Origin of the sequence: Metamycoplasma phocicerebrale, from assembly GCF_003383595.3 — a bacterium.
Classification (GTDB): Bacteria; Bacillota_I; Bacilli_A; order Mycoplasmatales; family Metamycoplasmataceae; genus Metamycoplasma; species Metamycoplasma phocicerebrale.
The window spans coordinates 434,687-454,349 of the sequence record NZ_CP033058.2 but is presented as its reverse complement, the minus strand read 5'-3'; the positions used below and the strand labels follow the sequence as shown (position 1 = coordinate 454,349).

General features: G+C 23.0%; 20 protein-coding genes and 2 CRISPR repeat arrays. Of the genes, 8 read left to right on the top strand and 12 right to left on the bottom strand.

The features are described 5' to 3' along the window. Window positions 1-34: 34 nt before the first annotated feature. The 11 genes from rsmG to DMC14_RS01785 form a co-directional block, all read right to left on the bottom strand. Entirely contained in the window at window positions 35-754 is a 720-nt protein-coding gene (rsmG, locus tag DMC14_RS01835) for a 16S rRNA (guanine(527)-N(7))-methyltransferase RsmG (protein WP_116171535.1), read from the bottom strand. After that, a complete protein-coding gene (locus DMC14_RS01830) occupies window positions 732-1,694 on the bottom strand; it encodes a ribose-phosphate pyrophosphokinase (protein WP_116171534.1) in 963 nt (320 codons plus the stop codon). Before DMC14_RS01830 ends, rsmG begins: the two co-directional genes overlap by 23 nt. A gap of 186 nt (window positions 1,695-1,880) precedes the next feature. Beyond that, a CRISPR array of direct repeats spans window positions 1,881-2,382; the repeat unit is 36 nt; unit sequence GTTTTGTATTGCTTAAAAATAGTATAGTACTAAAAC. Window positions 2,383-2,414: 32 nt separating this feature from the next. Beyond that, the gene (locus tag DMC14_RS01825) at window positions 2,415-3,311 is read right to left on the bottom strand and encodes an IS3 family transposase (protein WP_277870957.1); all 897 of its coding nucleotides are present in this window, start codon (window positions 3,309-3,311) and stop codon (window positions 2,415-2,417) included. After that, on the bottom strand, window positions 3,311-3,580 hold the full coding sequence (locus tag DMC14_RS06205) for a hypothetical protein (RefSeq protein WP_116171530.1): 270 nt from the start codon (window positions 3,578-3,580) through the stop codon (window positions 3,311-3,313). Before DMC14_RS06205 ends, DMC14_RS01825 begins: the two co-directional genes overlap by 1 nt. 70 nt (window positions 3,581-3,650) lie before the next feature. Further along, window positions 3,651-3,821: a helix-turn-helix domain-containing protein gene (locus tag DMC14_RS01815; RefSeq protein WP_116171529.1), complete on the bottom strand. Its 171-nt coding sequence runs from the start codon at window positions 3,819-3,821 to the stop codon at window positions 3,651-3,653. An 89-nt stretch (window positions 3,822-3,910) separates the two neighbouring features. Next, a CRISPR array of direct repeats spans window positions 3,911-5,006; the repeat unit is 36 nt; unit sequence GTTTTGTATTGCTTAAAAATAGTATAGTACTAAAAC. A 41-nt stretch (window positions 5,007-5,047) separates the two neighbouring features. Beyond that, a complete protein-coding gene (locus DMC14_RS06200; protein WP_116171533.1) occupies window positions 5,048-5,806 on the bottom strand; it encodes a hypothetical protein in 759 nt (252 codons plus the stop codon). Continuing rightward, window positions 5,806-6,111: a CRISPR-associated endonuclease Cas2 gene (gene cas2 / locus DMC14_RS01805; RefSeq protein ID WP_116171800.1), complete on the bottom strand. Its 306-nt coding sequence runs from the start codon at window positions 6,109-6,111 to the stop codon at window positions 5,806-5,808. Before cas2 ends, DMC14_RS06200 begins: the two co-directional genes overlap by 1 nt. Before the next feature lie 4 nt (window positions 6,112-6,115). After that, the gene (gene cas1 / locus DMC14_RS01800) at window positions 6,116-7,012 is read right to left on the bottom strand and encodes a type II CRISPR-associated endonuclease Cas1 (RefSeq protein WP_116171532.1); all 897 of its coding nucleotides are present in this window, start codon (window positions 7,010-7,012) and stop codon (window positions 6,116-6,118) included. A 618-nt stretch (window positions 7,013-7,630) separates the two neighbouring features. Further along, window positions 7,631-8,527, bottom strand: coding sequence for an IS3 family transposase (locus DMC14_RS01795; protein ID WP_277870957.1), 897 nt, complete (start codon window positions 8,525-8,527; stop codon window positions 7,631-7,633). Next, entirely contained in the window at window positions 8,527-8,796 is a 270-nt protein-coding gene (locus tag DMC14_RS06195) for a hypothetical protein (RefSeq protein ID WP_116171530.1), read from the bottom strand. The genes DMC14_RS01795 and DMC14_RS06195 overlap by 1 nt, the downstream gene beginning before the upstream one ends. Before the next feature lie 70 nt (window positions 8,797-8,866). After that, window positions 8,867-9,037: a helix-turn-helix domain-containing protein gene (locus DMC14_RS01785; protein WP_116171529.1), complete on the bottom strand. Its 171-nt coding sequence runs from the start codon at window positions 9,035-9,037 to the stop codon at window positions 8,867-8,869. A gap of 98 nt (window positions 9,038-9,135) precedes the next feature. Here DMC14_RS01785 and DMC14_RS01780 point away from each other — a divergent pair, with 98 nt between their 5' ends. The 5 genes from DMC14_RS01780 (at window position 9,136) to DMC14_RS06185 (ending at window position 12,269) form a co-directional block, all read left to right on the top strand. Continuing rightward, window positions 9,136-9,426: a hypothetical protein gene (locus tag DMC14_RS01780; RefSeq protein WP_116171528.1), complete on the top strand. Its 291-nt coding sequence runs from the start codon at window positions 9,136-9,138 to the stop codon at window positions 9,424-9,426. Window positions 9,427-9,451: 25 nt separating this feature from the next. After that, window positions 9,452-9,715 (top strand): hypothetical protein, encoded by a 264-nt coding sequence (locus DMC14_RS01775; protein ID WP_116171527.1) that lies wholly within the window; start codon window positions 9,452-9,454, stop codon window positions 9,713-9,715. Between the two features lie 12 nt (window positions 9,716-9,727). Then, window positions 9,728-11,329 carry an Mbov_0396 family ICE element transmembrane protein gene (locus DMC14_RS06190; RefSeq protein WP_116171526.1) on the top strand — a complete coding sequence of 534 codons (1,602 nt, stop codon included), beginning with the start codon at window positions 9,728-9,730 and terminating at the stop codon, window positions 11,327-11,329. Between the two features lie 50 nt (window positions 11,330-11,379). Continuing rightward, window positions 11,380-11,820: a hypothetical protein gene (locus DMC14_RS01765; RefSeq protein WP_116171525.1), complete on the top strand. Its 441-nt coding sequence runs from the start codon at window positions 11,380-11,382 to the stop codon at window positions 11,818-11,820. A 170-nt stretch (window positions 11,821-11,990) separates the two neighbouring features. Next, the gene (locus DMC14_RS06185; protein ID WP_116171524.1) at window positions 11,991-12,269 is read left to right on the top strand and encodes a hypothetical protein; all 279 of its coding nucleotides are present in this window, start codon (window positions 11,991-11,993) and stop codon (window positions 12,267-12,269) included. Between the two features lie 199 nt (window positions 12,270-12,468). On the opposite strand, the gene DMC14_RS06180 is transcribed toward DMC14_RS06185, so the two are convergent. Further along, entirely contained in the window at window positions 12,469-12,864 is a 396-nt protein-coding gene (locus DMC14_RS06180) for a hypothetical protein (protein WP_116171523.1), read from the bottom strand. Between the two features lie 51 nt (window positions 12,865-12,915). Here DMC14_RS06180 and DMC14_RS01750 point away from each other — a divergent pair, with 51 nt between their 5' ends. Genes DMC14_RS01750 through DMC14_RS06175 form a run of 3 tightly spaced genes read left to right on the top strand, consistent with a single transcriptional unit; the run spans window position 12,916 to window position 19,651 of the window. Further along, a complete protein-coding gene (locus DMC14_RS01750; protein ID WP_116171522.1) occupies window positions 12,916-13,101 on the top strand; it encodes a hypothetical protein in 186 nt (61 codons plus the stop codon). Between the two features lie 59 nt (window positions 13,102-13,160). Next, the gene (locus tag DMC14_RS01745; RefSeq protein ID WP_116171521.1) at window positions 13,161-15,806 is read left to right on the top strand and encodes an Mbov_0397 family ICE element conjugal transfer ATPase; all 2,646 of its coding nucleotides are present in this window, start codon (window positions 13,161-13,163) and stop codon (window positions 15,804-15,806) included. Between the two features lie 8 nt (window positions 15,807-15,814). Then, window positions 15,815-19,651, top strand: coding sequence for an Mbov_0399 family ICE element protein (locus DMC14_RS06175; protein WP_116171520.1), 3,837 nt, complete (start codon window positions 15,815-15,817; stop codon window positions 19,649-19,651). Window positions 19,652-19,663 lie beyond the last annotated feature (12 nt).

Genomic DNA, 19,663 nt, shown 5'->3' with positions numbered 1-19,663 from the left:
TCTATTTGGCTACGAAAATAGATAAAAATATTAATTATTTTTTTAAATTATTCTTTATAATGGTTGATCATTTTCTAGGTATACCATCAGGAGTTTGAATGCTTTTTTTGTAATATATTAATACATTATTTATATTAAAAAACTTACCAATTTCTATTATGTTAAAATCAATTTTTAATAATTTTGAAATGTATTTAGCATTTTCAATTTCTCTTTCAAAATTGTTTGATTTTAAAAAACAAAAAGTTCCATTTATTTTTGACAATTTATGAGAAATTTCAACTAAATTTTTTAATTCTGAAACAGCCCTAGCACTAATAAAATCAAATTTTTCATAATCTTTTGATTCTTCGGCTCTTTGTTTTTTTATGACAACATTTTTTAATTGGCATTTTTCTATAACTAAATTTAAGAAATTCACTCTTTTATCCATTGGTTCATAAATAACTAAATTAAAGTTTGGATTAAATATTAAATAAGGTATTATAGGAAAGCCTGCTCCTGAGCCAATATCTAAAACTTTTTTATTTTGAAGATTAATAATTTTATTATTAATCTCTTTAAATATTAATATTGATTCTATAATTCCTTCTTTAACTAACGTTTCATTATAAAAACCTGTTAAATTATATTTTTGGTTTTCTAATTCTATTAAACAGTAATAATCTCATAATTTAGATAAAACTTCTTCTGTCAAATCGCCCAAAAATTCTTGAGTAATTTGCTTAAAATTATCTTTTGCTATAATCTTCATATATATCACTAATTGAATTATTATTCATATTAGCTTGAATTACTAAACCTAAAAATTCAGCCATTGATAATTCTTTTAATTTTTTAAAATGTGATAAATGAGAATGATCTATTGAATTTGTAATTATAACTTCGTTAATTATTGGGTTGTTTTCAAACATTTCGAATCCCCTTGAAAACAAACCATGAGTAGCAGCAATAATTATTTTTTTTGCTCCTTGTTCTTTTAGAGTTTTAGCTGCATGTATTATTGTTCCACCAGTATCTATAATGTCATCATAAATTATGACATTTTTATCTTTTACATTTCCTAAAACCCCCATAATTTCAGATACATTGGGTCCCGTTCTTCTTTTATCAATAATTGCTATTTGTTCATCGTCATTTAACAACTCAGATAATTGTCTTGCTCGAACAGCTCCGCCATGGTCTGGAGAAACAATAACAAATTTTTCTTTTCTTTTTCTAAGCTCACTCGAAAAAATAAATTGTCCTCTTAAATCATCGACAGGAATGTTGAAAAAACCTTGAATTGAAGCATTATGCAAATCAATAGTAATAAGTTTTGTTATCCCCGCTGTTTCCAATAAATCTGCTACTAGTTTCGCTGTAATAGGTTGTCTTCCTTTTGCTTTGCGATCTTGTCTAGCATAACCATAATAAGTTAAAACACAAACAATGCTTTTTGCATTTGCTCTTTTTAAGGCATCTACAAAAATCATTAAATCCATTAAATTATCATTAACTGGTTTACCAGTATTACAAATAATATAAACATCACGATTTCTAACTGTAATATTAGTTGATAAAATTCTTTCCCCATCGGCAAAAACAGTTTTATCTACTGGTTGTATTTCTTGTTTTATAAATTTTCCTATTTGCTTTGCTAGCTCTAATGAATTATCCATTCCAAATATTACAAAATCTTTATTATCTTTCATCTAAAATATACTCCTTAATCTTTTTTTAATTTTTGTTTTAATTTTATGTTGATTATTTAATTTTACTTTATTTTTTAATTTATTTTAGATAAACATATTCTAAGAAAAGAGAAAGATAAATAATTTCAATAAATTAAAATAGTATAGCACTAAAACACTGGAGCTATAGCAATAAATTTAGCTTCTCTTTTGTATTGCTTAAAAATAGTATAGTACTAAAACTTTTGTCCTAAATGACGTGCTAAAAATCGCATGTTTTGTATTGCTTAAAAATAGTATAGTACTAAAACGAATATGACGCTAAAATTAAGGATTGAAACGTTTTGTATTGCTTAAAAATAGTATAGTACTAAAACTATACAAAAATATATATGGACGTAATATTTGTTTTGTATTGCTTAAAAATAGTATAGTACTAAAACTCATTTCATCATAAAGCTTGTCCCCGTATTGTTTTGTATTGCTTAAAAATAGTATAGTACTAAAACAATTGACTTAAACCACCAATAATACTTAGAGGTTTTGTATTGCTTAAAAATAGTATAGTACTAAAACTTATGAAAGCGTCTTGTGTAGTACTTATTAAGTTTTGTATTGCTTAAAAATAGTATAGTACTAAAACATAATTTAGACAACACCACAACTTCATTTGGTTTTGTATTGCTTAAAAATAGTATAGTACTAAAACTAGGGTGAACCCCAAAAGTTGGACTAAAAAAATTATTTTAAATTATTAAGCGAATGGCATCTATATTGTTTAGGTGTCATTCCTCTTAATTTTGTTATTATTCTATTTTCATTATAATACTTTATATATTTGTGCATTGCGTTTTCTAATTCATCTAATGACTTAAATTCATATTCATGACCGTAAAACATTTCATTCTTCATTGTTCCGAAAAAAATTTCAATTATACAATTGTCATAACAATTTCCTTTTCGAGACATGCTTTGCAGAATGTTTTTTTCTTTTAGAATATCTCTATATTCTTTCATTTGATATTGTCAACCCTGATCAGAGTGCAAAATTAAACCATTTAAATTTTTGTGTTTTTTAAAGGCAATTTTTAACATATCAATAGTTTGTTTAAAATTTGGACTTCTTGATATTGTGTAAGATATAATTTCGCGACTATTTGCATCTATAATTGGTGATAAATATACTTTTCCAGAAGCAATATGAAATTCTGAAACATCTGTACTCCAAATTTGGTTTATGTTGCTAGTTTGAAAATCTCTATTAAAATAAGTAATATTTTTATTCTTGTCAACAACTTTTTTTAATAAAAGATTTTTGCATATTTTGCCAATTTCGCCTTTATATGATTTATATTTAGCTTTAGGTTGCTTACCGTATATATTTAGCTCACTCATTAATCGTTTTACTTTTTTATGATTGATAATAAAGCCTCTATTTTTTAGTTCTAAAGTTATTCTTCTATATCCATACCTTGCTTTATTTTTATTAAAAATGTCAAGAATTAATTTTTTTTCTTTCTTGTTAGAATCCTCTTCATTTATATTTTTTAAAATATAAAAATATGTAGATTTAGCAATTTGAAAAAATAATAGCATTTTATTTAAAGGATATTTTAGCCTTGATTCATATACAACAATTACTTTTTCTTTTTTTGTTGCTCTTTCCTTTGTTGAACCAAGGCTCTCAATTTTTTTAGCAAATCATTTTCCATTTCAAGCTGAGCATTACGTTCTTCTAGTTCTTTTATTTTTTTATCTTTATCTGTTGTTGTTTCTTTTTCTTTAAGTTTTTTATTTAAATTCATTTTACATGGCCTTCCTATTTTTCTTTTAAGACCATTATAATCTAAATTTAAATATTTTTTTATTCAACTATAAATAACACCAGAATTTATGTTAAATTTCACAGCAATATCGTGAATAGAGCGACCAGTTTTAACTAATTTAATAATTCAAATTTTAAAATTAAAAGAATAGTTATTTTTTTTTGTTTTTGCTTAAGAAATCATATTTATGTATTTTATATAGAGATCTAATAGTCGCTATTGTAGTTTTGCTTACATTATACATTTCACATAAATCTTTAATGCTATAACCTTCATTTGAAAGTTTGATTATTTTTATTTTTTCTTCATTTTTTAATTTCATAATAAAAACCCCTAAAGTTATTCCGTTGTTTGGTCCAACTTTAGGGGTTCACTATAAACACCCATATGGTAAAACAAGAGATAACTACGGTTTTGTATTGCTTAAAAATAGTATAGTACTAAAACAAGGGTCTTCAATAGGTTCATCTATAACCAGTTTTGTATTGCTTAAAAATAGTATAGTACTAAAACACTATTCTTTGAATTAATTTAATTTTTAGAGGTTTTGTATTGCTTAAAAATAGTATAGTACTAAAACGGTCAGGATAACTTATAAAAATTACAAAAGGTTTTGTATTGCTTAAAAATAGTATAGTACTAAAACCATAGAAGTAATTATTAGGTTTATTATCACGTTTTGTATTGCTTAAAAATAGTATAGTACTAAAACTAAATCAAATTTAACACATATACCTACATTGTTTTGTATTGCTTAAAAATAGTATAGTACTAAAACGATAAAATAATGCTAGATTTTGGGTATTTAGTTTTGTATTGCTTAAAAATAGTATAGTACTAAAACCTTTAATCATTTGACTAAAACGAATATTGGGTTTTGTATTGCTTAAAAATAGTATAGTACTAAAACAGCTTTTAAATGTTTTGAAAATAGTGATTAGTTTTGTATTGCTTAAAAATAGTATAGTACTAAAACTAGCTTTATATTTTTGTAAAGTTGAATTTGGGTTTTGTATTGCTTAAAAATAGTATAGTACTAAAACAAGCTACAACCTTGATTATTTAAAATATATGTTTTGTATTGCTTAAAAATAGTATAGTACTAAAACTAGAGAGGGTTTGATAAGAAAAATAATATTTGTTTTGTATTGCTTAAAAATAGTATAGTACTAAAACAAAGATTTACATTAAAAGGACTGATTGAACGTTTTGTATTGCTTAAAAATAGTATAGTACTAAAACTAGCTATACTAGAACATTTTTACGATCCGGCGTTTTGTATTGCTTAAAAATAGTATAGTACTAAAACTGGATTAATTCTTTTAAATTTTCTTTTTGAGTTTTGTATTGCTTAAAAATAGTATAGTACTAAAACAAATAAATTATTTAGATATTAATATGTAAAGTTTTGTATTGCTTAAAAATAGTATAGTACTAAAACATATTGATCTTCCTAAAATAGAAAAACTAAGTTTTGTATTGCTTAAAAATAGTATAGTACTAAAACGTCAAATTGTTGAAAAAATAAATAATTTGACGTTTTTTTTATTAAAAAAGTTGTTTTTTTAACATCAATTGTTTAAATTTGTCTTCTTTCAATATATTAAAATAATCATCATCAGAAAAATTGTTAAGTTTATATTCTTCCTCAAGCCACATTTTTATAGTATTAAAAGATTCAAAAGTAATTAATTTATTGTTTTTTTCAATAGAACAACATTCAATTTGATTAGGTTGGTCAATAATAGAAAAAATATTATTTGTTATAATTAAAAAATTAAATTTATTAATATATTTTATTAAAGTGCTGCACATTAAGTTTGTATTTTTTAAAATAATAAGCGGTTTAGTTGAACTATCAAAATTAATTAATCATTTTTCAAAACTTTTTATATCTATAAATGCATCTTCATCTATAGTTATTAAATTTTTTAACATTTTCATTTTATCTAAATTAATATCTAAAAAACTACTGTTTATTATATTATTTAATTTTTCTAATTCTTCTAATATTTTATTGGTAATAAAAATGTTATTAATATCGAGTTTATCATTATTGACAATTCATTTTGTAAGTATATTTTTAGTTGATAAATTATATAAATCGCTTAATTTAGTCAACGGTGATATTAAAACAGTATTTTTTATAGAAATATTTGATTTATTTATACAAAAAACTTCTTCTTTATTGTTTATTTCATATTGATAAAAACTAAGCAAAAGATTGTCTATATTTTCAGTTTCAATTATAAATATTCCTTCATAATCGATGATATTAAGCGATTGCAAATTTTTTATTTTTATCATTACAATTCAATATATCTTTCTTTTTCATTACAATATTCATTTAAAGATTTTTCACCCATTAAAATATCCATATTGGAATATTGATTTTCTGTTACCAACAAAACTCTAACATTTGATTTTTTAGGAATTATTTTCATTAATTTTTCTTTTTCATAAGGATATAATGTTTGAAACCCTATAGTTTTCACATATATAGAATATTGAATTCTAAAATACCCTAATTTAATTAATGAATTTCTAAACTTATTATATAAGGTTAAATTGTCTTCATCCATTGAAACATCATACATTAATATAATTTTCATATATCTATTTTGAAATCCATTCAATTTCTAGCACCTTAATATCTTTATTCTCCAATAAACCTTTAATTACATAGTCAATATAATCAATAATTTTCATTCTTTTTGAATTAACAATAATATGATTTTCAAAACTTTCAAATAATTCTTTTTTAAAATCTCTAAAATCTATTTTTATAAATTGCATTTTTTTAAGCATCATTTCATAAGCAACCTTATCAACAATGCACCTTAAGGGCTCAACTAGATCACAAGCCAAAGGTATATTATTGTCAAAACTTTTATGAAATATGCTTATTCGATTATCATATCCCTTAGAAACTAATGAGCGGCTTACATAAGCGATCAAAACACTATAACCATAATTTAAGTATAAGTTTAAATAATCATCAACATTATTTTTATCTCTTATAAATTCTTTTCCAAATAAAGATTTAAAATATACTTTAGCAGCGTGACCTTCTCGATTTGATAAATCCATAAATTTAACATTTTGATAATATTTATTTAAATTACTTATAGAATCTAAATTATTTGGCGTTAAATACTCAATTAATTTTTTTGAATTGATAATTTTTAATTCTATTATTAATTTTCAAGTCATAGCTTTGTAATGATTATCTCAATTTAGTTGATTCATGAATACCTTATTATCAAAATAACCATTAAAGGGAATTATTTGGGCAATTGGTAAATGTCTATAATCACAAAAAATAATATTAACTTTTTTTTCAATTAAACTATTTATTAACGGTATGCTTATAGACATTTTGTTATTTTCAAAAATAATTGTTTCAATATTATTTGTTGGAATAATAACCTTGCCTTGTTCTTTTTTAACAATAAGATTACCTAAAAAAAGAGAAAAATATTCGCTTTGCGAAACATCTAAAATCTTCTTCATATTTTCCTCTTGCCAGAATTTCTTCTGGCTTTAGATATATCTATATTCTATCATACTAATAAAATAAGAAAAAATAAATGAACTATTAAATAAAAAAACGGAACTTTAAACAAGAACAAGAAAAGTTAACAATTTAAGTATTGCTTAACATCATAGCATATTACTATAGTGTTTTTCAATTTAAATTTAATTGTATTCTAAAATTGTTATATTAATTAATATAACTTTTTAATTCTTTAAATGTTATTTGATTGTAATCTAAACTATTTAAGCATTCGCTTTTTAGAATAAAAAATCAGTATTCCGCCTCCAGGTTTTTTATTTTAACCTTTTTTATATAATAGTTTTTTTCCATACCAATAATTATAATAGTTAATAATTTTTCTTATTCTTGCTACAACACTTTTTTTAATTAAAAATTTTGTTTTGGCAAAATTTCATTTATGTAAAATATTGTTCTTTTAAACCTAAATTATTATAAATTTTATAAATTGTATCAAACTCTTTTTTATTAAAATGTTTGACACATTTTAACCTCAATCTTATTGTTTTGTTGTTACTTAATTTAAAAAAAGTTAACACTTAGTAGGGTGAACCCCAAAAGTTGGACTAAAAAAATTATTTTAAATTATTAAGCGAATGGCATCTATATTGTTTAGGTGTCATTCCTCTTAATTTTGTTATTATTCTATTTTCATTATAATACTTTATATATTTGTGCATTGCGTTTTCTAATTCATCTAATGACTTAAATTCATATTCATGACCGTAAAACATTTCATTCTTCATTGTTCCGAAAAAAATTTCAATTATACAATTGTCATAACAATTTCCTTTTCGAGACATGCTTTGCAGAATGTTTTTTTCTTTTAGAATATCTCTATATTCTTTCATTTGATATTGTCAACCCTGATCAGAGTGCAAAATTAAACCATTTAAATTTTTGTGTTTTTTAAAGGCAATTTTTAACATATCAATAGTTTGTTTAAAATTTGGACTTCTTGATATTGTGTAAGATATAATTTCGCGACTATTTGCATCTATAATTGGTGATAAATATACTTTTCCAGAAGCAATATGAAATTCTGAAACATCTGTACTCCAAATTTGGTTTATGTTGCTAGTTTGAAAATCTCTATTAAAATAAGTAATATTTTTATTCTTGTCAACAACTTTTTTTAATAAAAGATTTTTGCATATTTTGCCAATTTCGCCTTTATATGATTTATATTTAGCTTTAGGTTGCTTACCGTATATATTTAGCTCACTCATTAATCGTTTTACTTTTTTATGATTGATAATAAAGCCTCTATTTTTTAGTTCTAAAGTTATTCTTCTATATCCATACCTTGCTTTATTTTTATTAAAAATGTCAAGAATTAATTTTTTTTCTTTCTTGTTAGAATCCTCTTCATTTATATTTTTTAAAATATAAAAATATGTAGATTTAGCAATTTGAAAAAATAATAGCATTTTATTTAAAGGATATTTTAGCCTTGATTCATATACAACAATTACTTTTTCTTTTTTTGTTGCTCTTTCCTTTGTTGAACCAAGGCTCTCAATTTTTTTAGCAAATCATTTTCCATTTCAAGCTGAGCATTACGTTCTTCTAGTTCTTTTATTTTTTTATCTTTATCTGTTGTTGTTTCTTTTTCTTTAAGTTTTTTATTTAAATTCATTTTACATGGCCTTCCTATTTTTCTTTTAAGACCATTATAATCTAAATTTAAATATTTTTTTATTCAACTATAAATAACACCAGAATTTATGTTAAATTTCACAGCAATATCGTGAATAGAGCGACCAGTTTTAACTAATTTAATAATTCAAATTTTAAAATTAAAAGAATAGTTATTTTTTTTTGTTTTTGCTTAAGAAATCATATTTATGTATTTTATATAGAGATCTAATAGTCGCTATTGTAGTTTTGCTTACATTATACATTTCACATAAATCTTTAATGCTATAACCTTCATTTGAAAGTTTGATTATTTTTATTTTTTCTTCATTTTTTAATTTCATAATAAAAACCCCTAAAGTTATTCCGTTGTTTGGTCCAACTTTAGGGGTTCACTATAAAATAGTGCCTTTTTTCTTTACAAAAATTTCAAGGAGGAAAAATGCCTGGCGGAGCAGATACAGATACACTTAAAAATGCCTTAGGCACTTTGTTAGATTCTATAACACCTTTTATATCTTTGATTGCAGGTTATGCGGTTGCGGTGTTTGCGATAATTGCTATAGTAATGACTTTTGCTGCAACAGCATCTTTGAAAACTGCAAAAACTCAAACTGCTAAAAAAGAAGCAAAATCTAGAATAGTTTCTGTTTGATTATCGTTTGGTTTTATTATGCTTTTTGTCATTTTAATACCTGTGATTTTAAAAGTTGCAGCAGTTTTCTTAAAATAAATTAAAACAATTAAAGGAGAAAAATATGTTTCATTGGTCTTTTTATGTATGTATTGCAATAATACCAATTTTAATTTCATTATTTGCTATCGAAATTGTTCTTTTTAGCAAAAGAAACAAAATTAAAATAAAAAATGAAAACAATATTGCAAAATATAAACTTGATCCTAAATACAAAAAAATACAAAAAATATTAAGTGGGCTTTTTATATTAACAGTAATAATAGTTATCACTGCTATAGTTTTTGCTTTTATAGGATTTGGAAATGCATATTTTAAGAGTAAATAAAGAAAAATAAATATGCTTAGCAATATTATAAAAATAGCAATTTCACCAATACTTTATGCAATTTTCAGCCTTTTTTGAGGCATATTTATTAGCTTTCCATTTCTTATTTTACAAGGTTTATTCAAAGCAGCAAGATTCTTTGGTTTTGAATTAATTAATATAATAATTTTTAAAGCAGAACCAGGCGATTATTCATTTAAATTATCAAATTTACCAATTGCTTTTTTAGCATTTTTAATATATGCTTTAGCTTTTACAATAGTATTTATTTTAATTTCATTCGCTAAATATCATGTTAGAAAAAGGAAAAACGGAAATACCGAACATTTAAGATTTAAAAATGTTTTAAGACAATCAATGGCTGCATTTTTATGAGCCTTGCTATTACCATTTTTAATTTTTGTTATAAACATCGTTCTTTCGATTGTTTTTGAATATTTTGGAAAAGTTTTGGAATTGCAAACTAATAAGAATTTTGATATAGCCGAAAGTTTATATGTAGCTTTAAACAATAATGCTTCTTGAGCAATTAATTCGGTTCAAAATCACCAATTTTTGCCAATGCCTTATATTGAATATTTATCTCAATCGATTTCTTCTTCAATGAGTATAGGTCTGATTTTTATTAAGAATACTGTTGTAGCTTGAATGTGTGTAATCTTTTTAGGAGCTATTCTTGTTGATATAGTAAAAAATTCTTTAATTCAATTCACTTTATTTATTATTTCTCCATTAGTGGCTGCTAAATCAATAGATGATAATGGAATTGCAATAGTAAAATGGAAAAACTCTTTTACCAAAAGCTCTATTAGTATTTTTATATCTTTATTATCATTACATTTTTTTGTTGTTTTTATTTTAATTTTAAGTCCCGCAAAAGAAAAACTCAACAATTTAGGCACAGCAGTGGGTCTTGTTGCAGATTTAATAATATATATAGGAGCGGCTTATTCGGTAAAATCAACTAATAAATTAATTTCATATTTATTAGGAATTGAACTATCTGATTTCTCTTTTAAAAAAGCTGGCCAATTTATAAAAAGAACTGTTGGTTTTGGCAAGCAAGCTGCAATTGCTGGCGCTGCTGTTGCAACAGGTGGCGCTACATTGGGTGCCACGCTTTCTAAAGGAGGATTTGCTAACACTTTGGGTGGGCTTATAGGTAAGGCATCAAACTTATCAAAAGTGTCAGCTAATAAAAACCTTGCAAAAAGTTTGGGAATGTCAAATAATTTTATAAAATCATCATTTTCTAATGTGGGATCTAATCAACCTTTAAAACAAAGAAGAATGCTTGATATTTATAAAAAAGCTGCTACAGATTTAAAAACAGGAACCATTAACAAAAAAGCTTTAAATGATTATGAATCACTTAAAAAATACAATAATTATCAAATAAATTACCAAAAAGAAATGCTTAAAAAAAATAAATCAATTGATAGCAATTTAGATAATAAATGAGCATTATTTGGAGAGCAGGAATTAAAGCAAATTCATTTAAAAAATAAAATTCAACAAAATGAATATAAACAAAAAATAGCAGATTTAGAAAACAATTTAAAGCTATTAAATAATTACGATGAGAATATTAACAATTCAAATGATGAAAAATAACTCAAAAAAATAAAAATCTTAAAAGTTTAGAAATAATAAAAGGAAAAAACATGGATAGAAGCGATATAAAAAGTATAAATATAAAACTAAATAATAAAAATGTATATAGATATAGTTTTAGAGGGGATAGTATATGTGAATGGCCCTACCATCCATTAAATATAGCAATGAGTTGTATAGAAGGGGATTTGGAAACATTCAAAAAACATTTTAAATATGAATTTCCAAAACAAAACTTAATTAAAATTTGGTTTAAACCAAACAAAAAATATGCTCTAATAAGCGGAAGAAATAGAAATTCATTGCAAGTCTATTTAAATGAGGAATACACTATTACCATAGATAAAAGAAAACATTTTTATAAAGAATGAAACCAAGAATTTAAAAAAACTTTTGAAAGGTATGAAAATTATTTAGATTTCATTACTAAAAATAGTGATAAAAAAATGAACTTTTATGAATATAAAGAGCAATATCTAAAAAATAAATAAAAATAGCAAAAAAATATTAACAACTCAAATAACTGAAAAGAAATAAAGCAAAGATAAAAAAATTTTAATCCAAAATACAAAAGAGGTAATAACATTATGGTCGAAAAAAAATTAAGATTAATTTAATATCAACATTTGAAAATACATCTAAAAACATAGAAGTTGATGCTATGGAATTTTCTTTTTTTAGTGATGTTGGATCATTAAAAATCAATGATACCTATATAAGCCATAACAATGGTGATGGACAATATATTTTTTATGTAATAAAGGGCAATTCTTGACAGTATGATTTAATTGATATGTGTGTATGATTTAGAAATTTTGTTAGAGTTTACACTTATGATTGCGATGATTCTTATGGCTGGATTGATTTAGAAAATAAAAACGGAATAATTACTTTAGCAAAAGATAAAGAAAATAGAATTTATATATTTTTAGAAAAATAATAAAAAAATATAGTGAAAAACAAATTTAAATTTTTTTTCTTTAGTTGGTTTGGAATAATTTTTAGTTTTATTGTTATCTGTAGTTTTGTTACTAGTTTATTATTAATAGAAAATAAAAATTTAACTTTATTTATTTTAGGACTATTAATTTTAACTTTTAATCTTATATTGATAATCAGTTTAATAACCTATGCGACTGTTATTCTTCGTCATAAAAAGAAATAGAAGGCGCACCATTTGATTTCTCTTTTTCTAAATGCGATTTAATGACATAAGTAATGGTGGGTATAACAAGATTTCCAACCAATATTGTAAATAATGTTGTTTTAAAAACAACACTGTCTAATATATTTTTTAATATATTTCAATTTAAAATTCTTGAATTCAAAATTTTTATTTCATTTTTATAGAAAAAAATCAAAATAAATAAATATGTTAGCCAAGAAATTGTTGTAATCAAGCCTTGAACTATAAATCATGTCCTTATTTTTTTAAATTTATTTCTATTTTTTAAAATAATCCCTATCACTATAAAAATTACACTAGAAATAATAGCTAATCAAGCAAATTTAAAAAAATATTTAGTCATTTCCATATATTCAAATTATAAAAAAAATTAAACTAAATTTAAAACTAGGAGAATATAATGAACAAACTAAATTTGAATGCAAAAAAACAAGGTAATTTATTTGAATTTAAAGAAGCAATGAAAATGCTTGGCTTTACTAGCAAACAAATAAATAAGTCACTTGAAAAATTAGAAGTGACCGATAATGTTGAAGAAATGGTAAATCAAGCAATTATTTTTATTGCTTCTAAAGCAAAAAAGTAAAAATTTTTTGCTTTTTTAACTGATTTTAAAATTTTAAGAACAAAAAAGGAAAGGAAAAAATGCTTCAAAATAAAAAATTAGCAGACAAAAAAACAAGTATTTGAAAATCTTTTACAATAATTGACTTTTTAGTTTTATTGTTTTTGATATTTATGTCTTTAACTTTAGCTATTCCAACCAATAATTTTGATTGAAAATTTAAGTTAGGATTATTTTTAATCATTCTGGGCTCAACTTTTTGAATTCTTCTTTTTTCTAAAAAACATAACTGTCGATTTTATGTTTTAGCTTTTCGGGCTTTTAAATTTTTTGTTGGTGTAAGAAAATATTCTAAAAAAAATAAAAATGACACGCATTTTTTAATTCCTTACCAAGAATTAATAGAAAATGATATTGTAGCTAATAGAAAAAACAATTTTGGTATTTTTAATCATTTTAGTATTATACAAATAAAAGGTTTTAATGTTTTTATCAATTCTGAAACTGATATTGAATTAGAAATAAATAAATTTATAGAAATATTAAATTCTATTGAAGACAAAATAACAATAATAAAAAGTTCTTCGCCAATAAATCTAAGCTCTAATTTAAATAAAATAGATACCAATGCTAACAAAGATTTATTAAAAACAAATGTTAATGCAAAAAAATATTGTGAAGCTAATTCTTTTGATTTGGAGGCTTTAAATTTAACAAATAAAATATCAAATTACTATTTTGTTATTTATGGAAATTCAGTAGAAGATTTAAAAGAAAAAAGAAATAAAATTTTTTATAGATTATCTCAAACAAAATTTAATCCAACAATTTTAAAAGACAAAGAAATTATAAAAGTCTTAAATTTAATATTTGACATTTCTTTAGAAAATAAAGACTTTAGTAATTTCGATTTTAAGGAATTGGCTCCTAAAAATGTTGAATTTTGTAAAAAATATTTAATAGCTGATAATAAATATATTAGTTTTCAAAGTATAAATGATTTTAGCTCTTTTGAAATTCAAACAAATTGAGTAAACAAACTTTTTTCTAGCGAATCAACTGTTATTTGAAATTTGAGTGCTTATGATTCAACTTTGAAGGACCAACTTTTGGATAAAGCCGATTCTTTAGTTAAAATAAATAATAATTCTAAATCTAAAGTTAAAACCTCCAAATCTGCAATTGAAATTGCAGCTATAGAAAACCTAATCTACTTAGCTAACGTAAAAAATTCTAATATATTTAATAGTAATTTTATTTTTATTAATAGAGGAAATGATCTTAAGGAATTGCTTGCTCTTGAATTGGAAAATCAATTAAACGCTTCAGAAGTTAATGCTAATTTAAACCCATTATTATTTTTACAAAAACAAAGCTATGTTAACAGTTGCTTAATTAATAGTGATAATTTGCATAATGATATTGAAATGGTAAGTGATAATGTTGCTTGAGGTTGAGGTTTTATTAATTCTGATTTGAACGACAATAATTCTTTGCTTTTTGGTTTTGATAAAACAACAAACTCTCCACTTTTATTTGATATCAAAACAAAAAATTCAAAAAGATCTTATTCTAATCTTTTAATCACAGGTATTCCAGGTTCAGGCAAAAGCACTATAATTAAAAAACTTTTAATGCACTATTTAGTATTTAATACAGAAATAATAGTTATTGATCCGCAAAGAGAATATAGCAAACTAGCCAATATATTTGGTGGAAATATTTTTGAAATGGGAACAGGCATTAATACATTAATTAATCCGTTACAATTAGATTTACAATTAAATGAAGATATAAATAATGTAAAATTAAATAAAATAATTTTGGCAAATAATATAAGAAAAGTGCAAAAATTTTTGAAATTAATGTGTAACTTTAATGATTTAGAAACCCGCTTTATTAGTAAGTCCTTATCTGAACTTTACAATAAATGAAAATTTTATGATCCAAAAATTAATTTTTTTGACTTAAAAAATGAAGACTACCCAACAATGTCGGATTACATAAATTTTTTAGAGAAATATAATTTTTCAAATCAAAATGATGAAGATGTATATTTAAATTCAAAAAAATTAATATTAGCTACATTAAAATCAGAATTTGAAAACAACTCTCCTAATAAAGACCTTTATAATGGCTATACAAATATTAATTTAACTTCAAAATTTAGTGTCTTTGACACCTATAATTTATCTACAAAAGACGATTCACCTTCATCTAAAGCGGGATTATTTTTAATATTATCATTTATACAAAACAAAATAGCTAGTAATTATTTTGCAGATAAATCTGGAAATAATTGAATTATGTTAGTTATTGATGAAGCTCATAAGTTTATTGATCCAGTAAATCCTATAGCATTAGATTTTGTTTGGGATACAGCAAAAACAATTCGAAAATATAGAGGTATGTTAATTTTGGGTACACAAAATTTTATGGATTTCAACCAAAATATAAACATTTCTTCCAAATCAGCTGGAATAATGGAAAATATGCAATATACAATTACTTTGAAATCAAATTCTAAAGACCTCGAGACTTATAAATCTCTTTTCATAGATAGAATCCCCTTAACGGAACAAGAAGCTAAATTTATTGCTACGGCTCCTGTTGGAGAGGGCATTTTATCCTTAGATAATACAACAAGATTTCAATTTGATGCATATTTTAATGAGTTTGAACAAAAAATTATATTTAAAGATGGTGATTTAAAAAACAAAGAATAGGAACAAATATGAAAAAATTTACAAAAATTTTAATAGCTATTTTAACAGTAGTCGGAACTTCTGCTATTGGTTTGGGTATAGGTGCATGTCAAAGAAATATTGAAAAGAAATTTGCATCAACACATCATTATAGAAGTGAGAATGTTTGAATTAATAAGTTTGAAGAATATTTAACTGCTCGACATTATGTTACAGTGCCATTTAACAAGTTAAAAATTTACAATAAAAATATAGATATTAATACGGTTATAGGACGACAAAATATAACTCCAACTACAAAAGAAATAATTTCATTAATGGACAATAGTGCAAAAAGGGAAATTGAATCATGGCTTTATTTAGAAATTGAAAATTACATAAAAAATTTTTTAAACATTAGGACCCCATTTGAATTTTCATTTGTAGATGATTATAGCAATAATAGTATTTCTTTTTTGGATTTATGAAAATATAAGTTAAATTTTAAAAATAACCCCTCAGCTTTTACTTGAGATCTTCATTATAGCTCCAGGCTTGTAAAGTCTAGTGGTAAAGACGGAAGAATTAGAGAATATGAATTTAAAAATTATTTAGCAAATTTAAAGCTTAATAAAAACTTAAAAATTCGAATTAAGGTTAAGTCTAAAACTCAAGCTGAAGCTTTTAAATATTTTCATAAAGAATTAAATAAATTTATAACTCCTAATCAACCTATAAATTTAACAACCGACTATTTAAGGAATACAATTGATGATTTTGAAATACCAAAAAATGAATTTGAATCTTTTAAATCTAATAATTACTATTTTCTTGAATGAGCCAAAAGATTGGATAAATTGAAATTTTCTTTAGATAATGAAGTTTGAAAAATTAAATATGAAATTACTGAAGATAAAAGACACATAAATATATATATGTCTAATAATTATTATAAAAACCCAATAATTCAAAATCAGAAAATTAATTTTGTTGGTTCAAACAAATATGATGCATTAAACATAATATCTAAATTTCAAATTTCAGAAAGAGGTCAATACTTATCCTTTGATAATTATAACAGTTCAAATCCAACAGGAATGTCTGAAGATAAAGAAAAAAGAGTTGAAAATGATAAAACAATAGGACTCAATGGTTCTAATTATTATCTAGGAACTTATATATTGCACACTCCTTCTAAATTTACCTTTAAAGCTCCTAATGACAATTATGTTGTTAAGGTTAATGGCAAAAAAATTGATGTTTTAAACAATAAATTTGATATAGAATTAAAGGATAAAAGAATAGATGCCAATGATGATTCCAGAGAGTTTGATGAGGGTGCCGATAATAGCAAGCCAAAAAACCAATCTAATTCACACAAAAAAAATGAGTATACAATTACAATCGAAGAATATGAAAACATTAATATCAATTCAACGCCAAAAATAATTTATACAAAAAAATACATTATCGAATCTAAAACAGGTGCCTTAGATTTTAAATGATATGCTTGGGACCCAAAAAACAATTCAAACCAAAGAAAACTAATTGAAAAATTTTTAAAAGACGAGGAAGGTCAAATTAAATTAGACAAACAGGGGAACCCAATATTAAACCCAAAATATGATCCTTTAATAGATAAAAATACTGGAACTAAAAAAGAATTAATTTGAATAGATACACAAAATATAAAATTTAACGATTCCATTATTTCAGAAAAAACTAATTTTGAAATTAATTATGCTAAAAAAACAGGATTGCCTTTTTTTGCTTATACACTATTTAATTCTAAGGGAGAAACCATTAGAGATAAGGGTTTTATTGCAGAGGCTATTGTTTTATCAAAGGCAGCTTTAAAACAATTATCTGGTATTACTAAAGAATATTATATGCTTAAATTAACTGATTCTTTGGGTTGAAAAAACAATCAAGCTAATAAGTTTTGACCTGAACCAATTAAATTAGATAATGTTGTTTCAGAGAATAGTTATTTATCTAATGAGGGAACCTACTTATTCTATTCTAGAAGTTCAAAAGATACAGTTAATAATTTTAAAATCGTGTTAATAAAAGACAATGAATCAGTTTTAAATAAAACATTTACAGAAATAAATGATATTAATATTTTTAAAAATTTGTGGACAACAACAACTGGTAAGTTTTTTGCAAATTTTTTGGAAATGAAACACAATATAATAAAAACACAATTGCCCTTTATAAAATACGAAGAAGCAAAAGAATATTGAAATGAATACATAACTTATTTGGCAAAAAATAAAATAGAACAAATAAATATATTACCAAAATTAGATTTTTCAAATGAAAACAATAAATTTGATAATAAAGAACTTTTCATCAATTATTTAAAAACTAATAAAATAGATTTAATTGAGAAATATGGTAAATTTAAAGGTAAGGAATATGTTGGTGTTAGTCATTATGAATTCGTTGACAAAAACACTATTAAAATATTCTATGATTTGAAAACAGCTGATGATAGGTTTAAATTATTAGCAGATAACCAAGAATATACACTATCTTTTAAAAATGCTGCAAATAAAGAAATAATCTACCTTAATTGAAATTTAGATTTAATTCAAGAAAAAACAACTAGCATTTCTAGAGAAATTTTTATAAAATGATTAGAAAACAATTATTTTTTATTATTAACAAATAATGAAAATACAAAAAATAAATTAGAATTTAGTTTTAAATTAATTAATAATCAAATTTCATTTATATATGATCTAAAACCACAATTTAAAAATAATTATCAACTTCAAAATAGCCAAATAACTTTGAATGCCAATTTTTTTAGCTCTAAGTTATTTGATGCTTTGGAAATTAAAGATATTAATTTAATGGGCGAAAACAGAGAAGAAGAAATAATTAAAATTATAAAAAATGAAATAGTAAAACAAATAACCAATTATTTGAAAAGTATAAATATTCCTTTTTCAAAAGATGAAATAATAATTGAGAATTTTTCAAATAAAATAGATATCTTAAAAACTATTTTTATTAATATGGAAGAGGCTATCAAAAATTTAACTAAAATTAAAGTAACTGTACAAAATCAACAGTTAGTTTTTAAAGTCATTAATTTTGCAAACAGTATAATTACACAACCTATAGATTTAAGCAAAATTAATTTAAACCTTATAGATATAAATTTTGATGCAAGTTTTAAATCAGAACAAGAATATAAAATTAAAAAGAAAAAAATTTTTCAATTATTAAAATCTCATATTCAAAGCAAATTAAATGATATAAACAATGAACTTCTTGTAGATGTAAATGTTATATTTAATCAAACCGACTTAGAAAAAGCTCTAAATAATTTGTTTTACAGAAATATAATAACTAAAATTAAATTATTGCCTAACCACCCATTAATATCTAATTTTGCAAATATTGAAATTGTAAATTCTAACTCAAATAGTGAAGCTTTAGATTTAAATTTTTTAATTATTAATGAGCTTAATATTAAATTAAAAAAATATAGTGATATAAGGCAAGCGATTATTTTATGAATTGATAAACAAATTAAAGAAGTTAATTTAATTAATAATATTGTTTTTAATGAAGATTATACAATAGATAATATTGATGATAAAAATTTTATTCGTAAATTAATATTTAAAAAAGGTGTTAACAAAATTACACTAAAAATAAAAGCAATGGGTCAAAAGACTAAAAATTCTTTTGATTTGCTAGTTAAGAATGACTATGATGGCAATTTAACTAAAGATGAAATTAGGGATTGAAAAAATAATAATAATTGGGTATTGACAATGTCTATAACTATATCAATAACAATTATTTTGGTTTTAATAATTGTATCCTCTATATTAATCTATAGAAAAAAGACTACTAAAACAAAATAAAAAGGTCAGTTG